The organism is Siminovitchia sp. FSL W7-1587, from assembly GCF_037963795.1.
Classification (GTDB): domain Bacteria; phylum Bacillota; class Bacilli; order Bacillales; family Bacillaceae_C; genus Siminovitchia; species Siminovitchia thermophila.
On sequence record NZ_CP150169.1, the window covers coordinates 4,055,222 to 4,069,900 of the forward strand.

At 40.8% G+C, this 14,679-nt stretch carries 10 protein-coding genes and 1 CRISPR repeat array; all 10 genes read left to right on the forward strand.

Annotated features, from left to right (window positions below; genetic code table 11):
* The 10 genes from NST31_RS19030 to NST31_RS19075 all read left to right on the forward strand — a co-directional run bounded on the left by NST31_RS19030 (position 1) and on the right by NST31_RS19075 (position 14,539).
* A complete protein-coding gene (locus NST31_RS19030) occupies positions 1 to 1,044 on the forward strand; it encodes a DUF6602 domain-containing protein (protein ID WP_339162655.1) in 1,044 nt (347 codons plus the stop codon).
* Positions 1,028 to 2,605 (forward strand): hypothetical protein, encoded by a 1,578-nt coding sequence (locus NST31_RS19035; RefSeq protein ID WP_339162657.1) that lies wholly within the window; start codon positions 1,028 to 1,030, stop codon positions 2,603 to 2,605. The genes NST31_RS19030 and NST31_RS19035 overlap by 17 nt, the downstream gene beginning before the upstream one ends.
* Positions 2,602 to 4,800 (forward strand): RAMP superfamily CRISPR-associated protein, encoded by a 2,199-nt coding sequence (locus NST31_RS19040; RefSeq protein ID WP_339162659.1) that lies wholly within the window; start codon positions 2,602 to 2,604, stop codon positions 4,798 to 4,800. The genes NST31_RS19035 and NST31_RS19040 overlap by 4 nt, the downstream gene beginning before the upstream one ends.
* The gene (locus tag NST31_RS19045; RefSeq protein WP_339162661.1) at positions 4,793 to 6,130 is read left to right on the forward strand and encodes an RAMP superfamily CRISPR-associated protein; all 1,338 of its coding nucleotides are present in this window, start codon (positions 4,793 to 4,795) and stop codon (positions 6,128 to 6,130) included. Before NST31_RS19040 ends, NST31_RS19045 begins: the two co-directional genes overlap by 8 nt.
* A 1-nt stretch (position 6,131) precedes the next feature.
* Positions 6,132 to 6,749 (forward strand): CRISPR-associated protein Csx19, encoded by a 618-nt coding sequence (gene csx19 / locus NST31_RS19050; RefSeq protein ID WP_339162663.1) that lies wholly within the window; start codon positions 6,132 to 6,134, stop codon positions 6,747 to 6,749.
* Between the two features lies 1 nt (position 6,750).
* Entirely contained in the window at positions 6,751 to 8,712 is a 1,962-nt protein-coding gene (locus tag NST31_RS19055) for a TIGR03986 family CRISPR-associated RAMP protein (RefSeq protein ID WP_339162664.1), read from the forward strand.
* Between the two features lie 675 nt (positions 8,713 to 9,387).
* Positions 9,388 to 9,688: direct repeats of the CRISPR family, unit length 32 nt; unit sequence GTCGCACTCTATATGAGTGCGTGGATTGAAAT.
* 399 nt (positions 9,689 to 10,087) lie between these two features.
* Positions 10,088 to 10,642 (forward strand): delta-aminolevulinic acid dehydratase, encoded by a 555-nt coding sequence (locus NST31_RS19060; protein ID WP_205178110.1) that lies wholly within the window; start codon positions 10,088 to 10,090, stop codon positions 10,640 to 10,642.
* 190 nt (positions 10,643 to 10,832) lie between these two features.
* Positions 10,833 to 10,991, forward strand: coding sequence for a hypothetical protein (locus NST31_RS19065; protein WP_171974069.1), 159 nt, complete (start codon positions 10,833 to 10,835; stop codon positions 10,989 to 10,991).
* Between the two features lie 231 nt (positions 10,992 to 11,222).
* Positions 11,223 to 12,737, forward strand: coding sequence for an AbgT family transporter (locus NST31_RS19070; RefSeq protein ID WP_339162667.1), 1,515 nt, complete (start codon positions 11,223 to 11,225; stop codon positions 12,735 to 12,737).
* A 32-nt stretch (positions 12,738 to 12,769) separates the two neighbouring features.
* Positions 12,770 to 14,539 (forward strand): alpha/beta fold hydrolase, encoded by a 1,770-nt coding sequence (locus NST31_RS19075; RefSeq protein WP_339162669.1) that lies wholly within the window; start codon positions 12,770 to 12,772, stop codon positions 14,537 to 14,539.
* Positions 14,540 to 14,679 lie beyond the last annotated feature (140 nt).

A 14,679-nucleotide genomic window follows, 5' to 3' on the forward strand; every position in this document is an offset into this window, starting at 1 on the left:
ATGACAAAACATAAAGATGAAAAAAAGGACAATATCTCGAATAAAGTTTCTCGAGAGAAAGTAATCCATCGTCTTGCTGAAAATTATGAAAGTATCGAAAGTTCTTTGGTGAAACAACTTGGCCTTGAAACACCTAACCATCATTTAACGACAGGCACAAATCGTGAAGATATTTGGCTTACCTTATTCCAGCGAATTATTCCACGCAAATTTTGTATCGAACAAGGAGTATTCATTATTGACTCCTATGGGAACATCTCTGCGGAAGTGGATTTAGCGGTATTTGACGAACAATATACTCCGTACATTTTCAACTATGGAACAATTAAATTTATTCCCATCGAAGCTGTCGCGGTGGCGATTCAGTGTAAAAGCAAAAGTGTGGATAGTAAAAATATTAAAGATTGGGTCAGTACAATAACAGGCTTAAAAACAGCTTTAAATGCATTTGCAAGGATTCAATCGCCGGGTTTGATAGACACAAACCTGGATAAATTGCATGAAGAGTACATAAAGGCGATTAAAGAAAATAAAAGTCCGCGACTTCAAGCTCAAACCTCAACGAGACCCATTCTTATTTTATGTAAATTGAGTAATAGTGCGGAGGATTTAACTAATTATTTTGATATTGTATTAAGTGTTGCCGATGATAAGAATGTTGACAATGTTAAAGAGTTGCAGTTAGTAAAAGAAATAAAGAATGAAAAAAAGGATCTTTTCTATTGGTATTATGATTTAAATCATTATAAGCATAAACGCTATGAAAAAGATGAGCAAAAGTTAAAAGATTTATCGGGCATTGATATGGAAAAAAATACTGAATTGAAAAAGAGACAATCAAAAAGAACTTTGCAAGATTTAAAAGTGTATATGGATCCAGGACGTAAAAATGAAAACGTCACGCTTTCCTTAACGTTTCAGTTAAATCAATTACTGATGCTCATTAATAATCCGTTGTTCTTTCCCCATCAGTCGTATGTTGAAATGTTCAATGGTCATATAAAAAAATATAAGGAGAGCAAAAAAAGTGGCAAAACAAAATGAGCAATTTTTACTCGCCGTTTATGATATTAGTGGGATCCAGGAATTTATTTTTGCTTCCAATCGGTTGAAGGAAAATATTGGTGGGTCCTACATTGTTGGTTCGATGATGAGGACGCATTTTCCAGAAGTATTAGAACAGGTTGCTTCCAAACGCAATGGAAAAGTGATGACAGATTGGGAAGAGGCTTCTTTTGGGCTGTTCGATGACCCGGATGGGTTAGCCGAGATTATTTATATTGGTGGTGGCAACGCACTTGTCGTCTATCGAGATTGGAAATTGTACAACGAAGTGAATAAGCAGTTTTCATTAGAAGTGATCAAGGAAAGTTATACATTGACGCTAGTGACAGAGGCGATTGCGTTTTCTCCTTCTGGAGAGAATTCATACGGCCATTTATTCAAACGATTAATGGAAAAACTAGATCGCACAAAGTCGGAAATCGTCCGCTCCAAACCGCTTGGAACGTTGCCCATTTTCACGCAAGAACGTTTTGGCGGGTGGCCGGTAACGAGTATGGATAAAAACGCCAACCATGAAGAGGTTTCGACGGAACAAGCGCTCAAACGAAAAGAGGCACTGAAGAAGTCGCCAAAAAAGCTTTTTCCGTTACCCGATCGATATAAATCGTTAGATTGGGCCTATGAGATGGAACATATGAAGCGAAAAAAAGGGGAGGACAGTTATGTAGCCGTCGTCCATATGGATGGCAATGGAATGGGGCAATGGCTGCGTCAGGAATTACATAATCTGAAAAACAAGTCGATGGCTGAACAGATCGAGGAGCACCGCAAACTATCCAAGCAGATTACATCGCGCTATCGTGATGAATTTACTTCTGTCGTAAACGAGTTATCTTTTAAATCAAATGAGGACGTAATCCCTATTAGGCCACTCATCCTGGATGGAGATGACGTCACGTTCATTTGTCGGGCTGATTGGGGAATTCCACTGGCGCAAGCGTTTTTACGTCGATTAGAAAAAGGTTCAGCAGAATATCCGATATCGGCTTGTGCAGGGATCGCACTCGTTCACAGTCATTTTCCTTTTCAAATTGCTTATGAGATCGCGGAAGAATGTTGCCAAACGGCGAAGAAAAAATATTATGAGAACAAACAAGGGTCTTATCTCGACTTCCACCTTGTGCGAGGTAGTTATGTACAAACGAGGCAAGAACAGTTGAGTCAAGGATTGAGCAGGAAGCAGCAAAGACCGTATCAGGTGAAGGCTGATTGTGACCGCAAAGATATCAACTCCATCGATGCACTCGCCGAAGTGATACAAAAAATGAAGCAAACGCCAGAGCAATTTCAAGGAGCATGGCCCCGTTCCCGGCTTGTGCGATTGTATCAAGCTTATTTGCAAACGGATGAAGCGGTACACTTGGTAAAAGAAGAAGCGGCTTCTCGAGGATATTTTCTTTCCTATTTTATGAACGAAATTCAACCAGGTGAAGAAGCCCAAGAAACGATTAATGAAGTGGATGGTCTTTTATTCGATGCACTTGAACTGTTGGAAAGCTATGACTGCGACCTCTTTAAATTGGAGGAGAAAACACGATGAAACAATTTGAACTCATTATTACATTGCTTAGTGATTTGAGTCCAGGCGATGGAGACAGTGTGGCCGGGTTGATTGACAATGATATAGCCCATCAATACGGACTGCCGATTATACCTGCTAAACGGCTGAAAGGTGCACTTCAACATGTCGGCAAAGAACTGGTTGACTGGGGGCTTGTTGAACAAAGCGAACTGGAGAAGCTCTTTGGTGCTGCAGGCCAAGCTGAATCGGGTCCCATTCAGTTTTTCGATGCCGTCCTTTATAAAATTCCCTGGTCTTTTTATAGGGAAGATCATGAAGAATTATCGTCTATCGAGCAGGAAAGTGACAAGGAACTCAAGATTGAACAGTACGCTCCCTTTGTCCAACTGTTACGCAAGGAGAAAACGATCCATCCGAACGAATGGCTTCAGTTGTTTTCAACGGTAAGAGCGAGAACAGCTATCGATATAGAAACGAATACGGCAAAATCACAATCATTACGCACGATGAGGGTCGTTCATCGCGGGCTCACCTTCAAAAGTAAAATAGTTCTAAATACATCAAACAAAGAAAGTGAACGGCTGTTAGAAATGTGTGTGCAAGGTTTGCGACGACTCGGATTAGGAAGTACGAGAGGATTAGGAGAAGTCGCTTGCCAAATCGGTCCTGCGGATTCATCTCCATCTATTTGGAACGTACCTTTGCCAAAAACAACCCAAGACGATGATGAGCTAGAAGCATTGTTTCGGATCACGTTAGATCAACCGGTGATGATTGCCGGAAGTCAGGGACTATACCATAGTTGTGCTGATTGGATTCCGGGAAGCGCGCTACTCGGAGCCTTTGCCGGGGTGTACATAGCTGATCACGAGCTAGGGGAGAACGCGCATCAAGATGAAACGTTCTCACGCATTTTTTTACGTGACGGAGTCGCATTTGGCTATGCGTATCCGGAGATAAACGGAAAAAGATTTGCCCCATGCCCTGCTCATTGGCAACGTGAGAAAAATAAAAATGTGGCTTATGCCCTTTCACAAGAAAAGCCGCAAAAAAACAGTAAACAAGCGGAAGATATTGTTTTACGCAGCATTGGCGCATTGGCACTTCTGCAAGAGGACGATACATTGCTTTTGCATGAACCGGAAAAAGAAGTGCGCATGCATTACTCTCGTCCAGACAATCGCGGAATCGGACGGCCGCTTGGTGAAGAGCCTACAGGAGAAGAAAAGGACGAAAAGATATACGGCAAAAGAGGGCAGTTTTTCCAATATACCGCTTTGCGTCAAGGCCAAACCTTTGTTGGTTCTTTGCGAGGAAAGAAGCAAGATATTGATGCTTTGCTGGCATGTATCGAAAAACGAAACGGCAAGTTGCGATTAGGCCGCTCACGGACGGCAGAGTACGGGAACGTAACGATGGAAATGGTAGCCGATAACGAAGCCTCATCCTTGCTTATAGAGCAGGGACAGCCCTTAATAGATAAAGCGAAGCCATTTGCTATTTGTTTCACAACACCCATGTTGTTAATTGATCAAGCGGGTCGTCCTGATCCAGACCCGACTCTTTTTCTATCGGAAGTGCAAGAAACCTTGCAGGTGAAATTAAAATTAGAAAAACAATTTCTTAAGCATACGATTCTGTCTGGATATAACGGAAAATGGCGGATGCCAAAACCGAAACAAACCGCTCTCGATGCGGGAACGGTACTGATCGTATCCGTCATGGACGGTGCGGTCAATGGCAAGGAATTAGAGTCGCGTTTATGGGGGGCGAGTACAGGAGAAGGCTGTGGCCGGCTCAAAGCAATACCGATGGCATCGTTACAAGAAACAAAGAAGATGAAAGTCGAGTGGATGCAATCGCCCTCTTCACCTCGAACTCAAGTTGATCCAACGACAGCTGAATTAGCAAAGGTAGTCGCGTTAACTAATAAAATAATCAAAGAACGAGAGAAAAAGAAACAGGCGATTGAAGGAAGAGATAAAGCATTACAGTTGATTAAGCAGGAATCTCAACTGTTGGAGATGGGTCAAACCAAGCTGTATCAACTTTATCTCCATCTGACCAAGCAAAGAGCCATTCGGTTTTTAGAGGAACAGGAAAATAAAGAGAAATTTAAAAAAGTGATTGATGCTTGCGAAGGTCAATCGTTATCTTTTATCGAAGCATTTTTTCATACATGCAAATTGGAGGTGAGGAAAGCACATGGCTAATCCCATTGTAGAAAGGACATATATCCGAATTGATGGCAAACTGGCTGCGCCGTTACTTATCGGTTCAGGACAGGATGAAAAGACGGATCATGATCTGATACGCGATCAGCAAGGACAACCCTTTGTCCCTGGGAGTTCGCTTGCCGGTGCTTTTTTGCATCAATTGCAACAGTTATATCCGAATCTTGAAGATAGAGAGCTTAAAAAGTTGTTCGGTACCAGCATCTGGCAAAGCCGGCTCATCGTCTACGATATGACTTTGCATGCTCCAAAACTGGTTACACGTGATGGAGTGAAGCTAGATTCCTATAAAACAGCGATCGATCAGGCGAAATACGAGCTGGAGGCGGTTGATCGGGAAGCTTCTTATACGATGAGGTTGGAATGGATTGTACGAGCGGATACGGAAAAAGAAAAAGAGAAAGAAGCACAATGGTTGTATCGCATGATCGATGGGCTTGCCGATGGAAGGATAACGATCGGTGCCAAAAGCAATCGGGGTTTTGGCAAATTAACCGTAGATCGTGTGGAATGCAAGCATTTCAACCATCGCCATCCAGAGGAAAGTCGAAAGTGGCTTCAGTGGTCTTGGGATCAATTAAGCGAGGGAAGCAGGTGGGAGCGAGAGAAAAGTCAATTGCCAGTTCCACGAGCTGCAACAGATGCAGCAGCAGAGCATTGTTTAACGATACCGCTTGCGATTGATCAGACGTTCATGATCCGCTCCTATCGGGTAGGAGAGCAACTTTTAGATTACAAGCAATTATATTCTGGTATGGAGAGGGAATGGCCGGTCATTCCGGGCACCACTTGGGCAGGAGCTTTACGACATCGCTTGCTCGTGTTACTGAAGTCGTTCTTCCCTTCAGAAAGTAATGAACATGAAAAAATTGTTGATGAATTATTTGGTACGAGTAGTGATAAAAAAGGTGATGGAAAAGCATCGCGTATCCTTGTGGAAGAGTCGGTTATAACAGAAAGCAGAAAACTACCTATTACCCGCAATGCAATCGATCGATTCACTGGCGGAACCATTAAAGGAGCGCTTTACTCATCTGAACCGATTGTGGGCGGTCATACCAAGCTGGTTTTGCGGTGGAGAGAAGGTAGGGAAAAGGAGCTTTCATCAAAAGCCATTATCGGAATGTTACTGTGGGTCGTGAAAGACTTGCAGGAGGGCTTACTTGCTGTAGGAGGAGAAACCGCGGTAGGACGCGGAGTGTTTAAGAAAAATGGAGCCATTCAATTTGATGGTGTAGAGTTAGAAGAGGAATCACTCTATTTTCGCGAGGCTGTTCAAGCCGTTAAGAAAAGAATAGGGGGACGTTAGGATGAGCCCACGAAACGAGAAAGTCTTGATGAATCTGACAGTAACGGAACGTCGCTCTAAAATAGAAGTGGGCTCTGTCCCTTCTAGTAAATTACTTGACTTGATCAAAGTGAAATCCATTCCAAATGGTTGTGTCTATGCAGCACTGGATGATGCGATCTGTTTAGGAGTTTATGAGAATGATCAGGTGATCATTGGGAAAGGCCAGGAGCGGGTGACGGAAGTTCTGCAAACAGCAGATTATTTGCAAGAGCTGCGGATTTTTAATGATCAGCAGGAGTTTAAAGCGACGAGAATCGGGCAGGAGTTTAGATGGCGTATCCGTCAAGATGATGTAGAAGATGGGGAACGAATGACTTGTTTAGATGAACCACACAAACTGTGGGGCAAAGCAAAGAAACTGGATGGGGCGAAGGGATGGAGCCTATTGGAAGAAGAACGAGGCCCCCGTCTGTATATCCCTCAACCAATTCAGCCAAATGGCGAAAAAGGAATTTGGTTCAGGAAATACATCACCTTTTATGAATGGAGTCTGGAGCCGCCACAACCTTTTCATTATCGTTTTAGTGACGAGCGACTTGTTGCTTTTGTCGATTGGCCTGTAGAGGGGGAAGAATAACATGGCACAAAATGAAACGAATGAAAGATTTGTCAATCCGTATAATTTTGTTCCTTTGGAAGAGAAATGTGAGAGAAGAAAATATGGTGAGAAAAGCGAATCCAAAAAGAGGACATTAACAGGCTATTTAACATGTACGTTGACAACATTAACGCCTCTTTTTATTCCAAATACATCGTGTAACCACGCGCTTCACAAGGAAGAAGAGAAGGACAGCAAGCATGTCAGCTATAACTTTTATTCCTATGAGGATTTAAGTCATGAAGGTATCCGCAAGGACGGATTTTATTCGCCCGTTATACCCGGGTCGGAAATTCGCGGGACCATTCGCGGCGTATTTGAAGCTGCATTCAATGGTTGTCTGTCTCAAGTGAATAAAGACGAGCCTCTACACCGGCGCTCGATGCGACCGAAAAAACCTGGGCTATTACACTATAATAAAAAGTTGAATAAATGGGAGATAGAACCGTGCGAGCGAGTGATGCTAAATACAACTTTTGATGACAAGGATCGGCAAAAGCAACATGGGAAATATTTTAATTTTTATGAAGAAGGTCTTCGTGAGGGAGATACATTATTTATAAAAAAGTCCAAAACTAAGTATAAAAATAAAATAAAGTATTTTGTTGTTGAAGATTGGTGTGTTCATGAGCCTAAGCCTGAGGGGTGGCATAAAGGCGTTCTACATATTGGAGAACCATTTGGCAACAAGAAACACCATGAATCTGTCTTTATTCCTTTAGAGGAAGAAAGTAGACTTCCCGTCCCAAATGAAGAAATAAAAACCTTCTACCAGCTCTTACATCAATATAATGATGAAAAAATAAACAAGAATTTAAATATAAAGCGTCACCCGAAAGATAAAGAACATCGTGGTTATGAAGCTTATATTAATCAGAAGTTTCAAGGAGAAGGAAGGATTCCAGTTTATTACTCTGAATATAAACTGGCAAATTCATCTCAAATAGTGGCTGGCTTTTTGTCACCGGCCATTCTTTCCAAAGAAGTATTCAAAACAAAGGTGGGTACTCTTTTACAAGTCAATGGGGACTATCAGCCTTGTGTAAGTCGCGACTTAGTTTGCCCAGCATGTACTCTATTTGGCTTAGTATCGGAAAAATCAGGAAAGTCATTAGCTTCCCGGGTTCGTTTTAGTGATGCGAAAGTTGAAAAAGAAGTTGAGCACTTTGAGTCTTATATGAAGCCAGTTCTACTTCCTGAAATGGGCGAGCCAAAGCCAGGGACAGTAGAATTTTATACCGATATACCGAAGGAGGTTGAGAGGAAGGAAGGTAAATATTGGACGTATGATTATACGGAGAAAAATGACCAGCGCTTTGAACTTCAGCCAAACAAACTAAAGATTAGAGGCCGGAAGTTTTATTGGCACCATTCTCATGACAGTCTTGCAAACAAATTATCAGATGGGGATCTCAGTGAGATGAAACAACGCATTCGTCCACTGAAAGCAGGGAATAAGTTTACGTTTACCGTTTATTTTGAACAAATTACAGAAGAAGAGCTTTCTCGATTATGTTGGGCGCTTGATTTTCATAATCCAGATTGCGCTCATAAAATCGGACGAGGGAAGCCGCTTGGATTGGGCAGTGTTCGAATCAAAATAGATGAATTAAAGTTACGTGAGATCGATCGGAATTCGGGAGTATGGCATCTACAGGATACGCCGGTCAAAAAATACACAATCAACAATAATACAACATCGATGGATAATATGTTAAAAATAGCACGATTTGAACATCCACTTAAGGACAAGATCTCTTACCCGAGAGTGACCGGGGGAAATCAAAGAAAAAATAAACCAAATGAAACTGCCTCTCATCAATGGTTCAATAAAAATAATAAAAACAAAAAGTCTTTTTCAAAGGTGTTGCCTACGATAGAGGAAGAATTAGAAAAGGAAGATAAGAAAAATAAATGGTTAAAGGTCCTAAAGATCGATTAAAAAAGGATTAAGGTTAAACGTGGGTGCGGACCCCAAGCTCACATGAAAACCCTGGTGAACTCGCACCTGCGTCACAACGCGGGGTTGCGGCAATCTTTATGAAAAAGTTGTCTTGAAAAATCGCGAAAATGGTGATTCGCACTTTTAGGCTCGCCAGCCCTTATGGTATGCTTGGGTTAAGAACCCGCTGTCGCACTTCATGTGAGTGCGTGGATTGAAATAACAATGTCCAGTAAATCCATCCCTTGAATGCCGTCGCACTCCATGTGAGTGCGTGGATTGAAATACCTTCTACGATCTCCATTTTTCTTTCAGTAGCGGTCGCACTCCATGTGAGTGCATGGATTGAAATGGCTTGGGTTCAGGTCTGGATGAGTACTTGGTTGAAATATACTGGGAAAAAAGAGGGTTGAACGTTTGATTCTAGGGCTCTTAGTGGAAACTTGAAATAATTTTTTAATTAAAAAAGCGCAACATCAGTTTAATAGAGTAGGGTGTAAGCTTTGATGCGGACACCAAGCGAACATAAAATCCCTAGGGGACCCGCACCAAAAAAACCCAGTATAATACGAAAATATATGATAAAATTGAAAAGAAGATAGGCGAAACACCCAAAAAACAGTTTATTCTACTAGATTTAGGAAATGATTTCCCTTTTATTAGGAGATTTTCGCTGTCGCACTCTACTTGAGTGCGTGGATTGAAATTGGAGAAGGAATTTCAGGCCTTTCAACCACGGAAAGTCGCACTCTATATGAGTGCGTGGATTGAAATGCAAAAAAAATGAAGTGGATCTCCGAAAACCCTGCCGTCGCACTCTATATGAGTGCGTGGATTGAAATCGTGCTGGACCGATTTTTGAAATTCCGCCACTAATGTCGCACTCTATATGAGTGCGTGGATTGAAATTTGTGACCATCTACTTGTTTTCGCATGGCGCTTATTGTCGCACCTATATGAGTGCGTGGATTAAAATGGCTCTGGTGTGCGCCACTCCATGATTGAATGTTATTGATGTTGTACGCATCATTTGTTTTCCAGCTCGACGTGCTCCATGTGGATAAAATAAAAGTTGGTTTGATTTAAGTAAATGTCTAATAAAAGGGAAACGTCAAGGAGAGTACAATAATGTCATTTGGAAATAGTGGATTTAAACTATGGACATTGTAACTACTTTGATCTCGTACATTTTTAAAAAAGCATATATTCAGGCGATCATTCGCTACAAAAAATTCATGTTTGATCGAATGATATAATTGGTAAAAAGTGGACGTTCATGTATAATGGCTTTATTCCCTCTGATGATGAATCTGATTGTTTTGATAAATAGAATCCGTTTGTCAGGGGCTGTATTCTGTAAAAAGGGAGACGGCAGATGAGTAAACCGGAGTTATATGTAAGTTTAGTTGTAGGCCCAGATTGTGATTTGGAATCATTTGCTCTTCGGACAGCATTAGAATCTTTTGGAGCCAGGGTTATTGTACACTGGATAGGGCGGCCAAATGATCTGGTGGATGTGTTGTCCGGTGAGGATCTGGATCACAGGGTTGATTATCTCATTTTGAATTTTCATGGGGACGAAGAAAGGTTTTGTTTGCCTGAACTTGGTGAGGAAGTCTATGAACCTGGTGAGCCTCGGGGAGAATTTTTTGATCAACACGATGTGATGCGTTATACAAGCTTAAAAAATGTGAAGGTGATCGCTTCGGGCTGTACATTGGGAGCAGAAGCGCTTGCGAAAGCATTTCTTCATTGTGGTTGTCGTTCTTATATGGGACCTGATGATTATATAGATGGCAACGCCAATTTAATGTTTCTTTTAAGATTTATGTATGAGGTCATACAGAATAAAAAAAGTCAGCTAGAAGCGTTTGAGATCGCAAAATCGATGGATGAGGAAACTTCTATGTACCGACTTTATGTATCGTAAATCTTTTGGTTTTTCTTCAATCTCATATTTTTTTATTTGAACTGGATCCAATAGGGGTTCAGTTTATTTTTTTATCTGGTGTTCATTGGCAGTAAGTCCCATGAAGAATCGAGATGAAACGTGCAGGTCAATAGCTAGTAAACGCCCGATTGTTTTTTAGTCTATCATGTTTTCGGAAGGTGGTGAAGCGATGGCCGATCACAATGATATTTTTCAGGATGTAAACGCGGAGTTGAGAGTCACACTGAAAGAGCCATGGAAAGTTTGTCAAGCATTTCTAGTCATGCTTTTCGAATTCGTCCGTCCAACCGTTTTACTTTTGGCGGACATGGCGCATTATTCAAATTAGATTTTACCAGTATCAGTGGTGTTTTGCCATTATACGAATGATACGATGCGCTCTTACGCAGTATCCATTTCACTTACAGCAAATTGTCAATTTGCAAAAAGTCTCTAATTAAAAAAGAAATTCCCTCTTTTCAATTTTTGAAAAATAGGTATAATGAATATAATTATGGAATAGATACTGAAAATATTCCATAATTAATTGTCTAAAAGGGGATTAAAGGAGGATGTGAAAATGGTAAGCGCTTTAAACAAATTTATGTTGGAATTTTTAAATTTTGTTGAAAAGGTAGGAAATAAGTTTCCTCATCCATTTATGATTTTTATCTATTTAATAGTGGGGTTATTGATCATTGCTGAAATGGCGAGTTTTTTGGGTGTCTCGGTGGTTCATCCGGGAACTCAAGAAACTATGAAAATTAAAAGCTTCTTTTCAAAAGATGGGGTACAATTCATTTTTGGTGATATGATTACGAACTTCACAAGCTTTTATCCGCTTGGAGTTGTTTTAGTATTGATTTTGGGAATTGGGATGGCTCAGAAGGCGGGACTTTTAGATGCGTTTATGAAAAGGATGATTTTAGGGGCGCCAAAGCGGGTTGTTCCTTATGCGGTTGTTTTTACAGGAATAATAGGAAATTTGGCTTCTGATGCAGCATTTGTGATTATCCCTCCTTTGGCAGGAATGGCATTTTATGCACTTGGCAGACATCCGCTTGCAGGAATGGCAGCGGGATTTGCCGGCGGGGGAGCAGGATTTACCGCCAATATTTTCGTGGCGGGTACGGATGCCCTTTTATCCGGTATTTCAACTGAAGTAGCGAAAAGTATAGATGAGACTTTGGTTGTTACATCTGTAGACAATTATTTTTTTATGGCGACATCCGTTGTACTTCTTACTTTTTTAGGCGGGCTTGTCACTGAAAAAATAATTGAGCCGCGACTGGGAGAATTTAAGGGGACAAAGGCTCAAGATGAATTTTCCATTTCCGCCATCGAAAAGAAAGGACTGTTCGCAGCCGGCATAAGCGGACTTATATATATTGGTTTGGTATTATGTCTTATTTTACCAGGAAATTCACCGTTGCGGAATGATGATGGGGGACTGATTCCATCTCCTTTTTTAAGCTCAATCGTACCATTTATTTTTTTGTTTTTTGTTGTGGTGTCTATAGCTTACGGAATTAAAGTCAAGAAAATAAAAACAAGCGCGGATGTGCCCAAGTTGATGACAGAAGCAATCATGGATATATCCGGATATATTGTTCTTGTATTTGTTGCTGCGCAATTTATAGCCTATTTTAATTGGTCAAACTTGGGTATATGGCTGGGAGTAAATGGGGCAGAGCTTTTACAAGATTTTCATTTAACCGGCCTGCCTGTTATTGTTGGGTTTATCCTTCTGACCGCTTTTCTAAATCTTTTCATATTTGGTGGATCTGAAAAGTGGCTGATTATGGCTCCTATTTTTATTCCGATGCTTACGATCGTTGATTACCATCCTGCTTTTATTCAATTGGCTTATAGAATTGGAGACTCATCAACGAATATCATTACACCATTGAATGTGTACGTACCAATGCTTCTTACATTTATGAAGCAATATGATCACAAAGCAGGATTTGGGACACTTTTATCACTCATGATGCCTTATTCAATTATATTTTTATTTTCTTGGATTGTAATGTTCATTCTCTGGAGTATTGCGGGCTTGCCGATAGGTCCGGGAGTTAATCAATTTTTAAATTAACAGATATTTCATTCAAAAGGTGAGGAGTCAAATTGAAAACAATCGAACCTATCTTACAGATTGGACAAGTTTTAAAGAAAACAATTGCATACCATAACGGCTTTTACTTCATTTGTGATCTTTCGGAAACACCTCAAGTGTGGTATGAATCATCGGGGAAAAAAAGACAAGTAACCGAGATAAATGGCAGGGTGAATCAATTCGTATTTTCGCCCGATGGAAAGAAAATGATGATTTTATTTGATGTGGATGGAAAAGAAATGGATCAAATCACAATGCTTGATTTGAAAGTAAATACGTATACACCAATTGCGATAGATCATCAATATTTTCACTTTTTTGGTGCGTGGTCACCAGATGGAAAGCAGTTGGTTTACACCAGGGTCCATGAAGAACAAGGATTGTTTGAACTCATGGTCTATGATGCATCATCCGGAAGAAATGAGAAGATTTACTCAAGCCCTTCTAAGCTGGTGCCCGTTAAATGGTTCGATAACACACTGCTACTGAAGGAAGAACACACTCTTATCCACCATCAGTTACATGTATTTGACCTGCAAGCAAACGAGCTGAAACAACATTTGCTTCCGAGACCTGCCCGCTGTTATGGCGCAGACATTGATGAACATACAAATCATTTATATGTTGCGGTTGATTTGGAGGGAGAATTTACCAGTGTGAACAAATATCAGCTGAAGAGCGGCGAAAAGCAATTATTAGTACAGGCTGAATGGGATATAGTTGATTTTAAGCGGTCTCCTGATGGAGAAAAGCTGGCCTTTGTGACCAATGAAAATGGGGTGTCCAGGCTTTTCCTTTTTGCTGAGAGTGAAGGGACAAAAAAGCAGATTGAATCGATCCCTTATGGAACGATCAGTTCACTAATATGGTTAAATAATGATGAATTCGCTTTTGTCTGTGATGGCCCAACACACCCTGGTGAAATCTGGAGCTATTCAACCCCGAAAGAAAAGCTGGCACAACAAACGAACATGACGAAGTCAGCACCATTAAAGGGGTTGCTTGTTCGGCCGGTTGAACGCTCCTTTAAAAGTTTTGATCAGTTAGAAATACCTTATTTTCATTATTCAAAGTCTCATGGAAAAATAAAGCGCCCGGCTATTGTTTTTATTCATGGAGGGCCAGAATTTCAGGCAGTGGCTGAGTTTTCACCGCTATTTCAATCGTTTGTCCAATTCGGTTTTGATGTGATTGTACCTAATATTCGTGGAAGTAATGGGTATGGAAAATCGTTTATCCATTTGGACGACAAACAACGTCGAACGGATGCAATGAAAGATGTTGCAGCACTTATACAGCATTTAAAATCGAATCCTGAAATAGATCAGGATAGAATCGCTATTATGGGAGAAAGTTACGGCGGATACATGGTGCTTTCCATCCTTACTCAGTATCCCGAGCTATGTGCGGCAGGCATCGATGTAGTTGGAATGTCGGACTTAAATCAATTTTTTCAGCATACCGCCCATTGGCGCCGGAAAATGCGGGAAGCGGAGTATGGAGGCGCAGATGAGCTGAAAGCTTTCTTTCATTCAATAGCCCCATTAACCAATGCTGAAAAGCTCAACAAGCCACTTTATATTTTTCATGGGAAAAATGATATTCGGGTATCAATAAACGAATCGATCAACATGCTGGAGCGCTTAAAAGATAAGAAAAATATCCATTCTCTTTTTTTTGAAAATGAAGGTCATGAATTTTATCACCGTAAAAACCTGACTATATATTATCAAGAAGTTCTTCACTTTTTGCGATCACACTTAACTGGCTGGAAGTCGTAGGAGGCGTGAAAATGCATGGTTGGAAAATGTAATTGATTCCCTGTAACGAGAAAATGAATCTACTATACCCGGGGAAGAAAACCAAATGCACAATAAAAATATGACAAATAAGCTCGAGTGATTTTTTTATATCGGCAAAA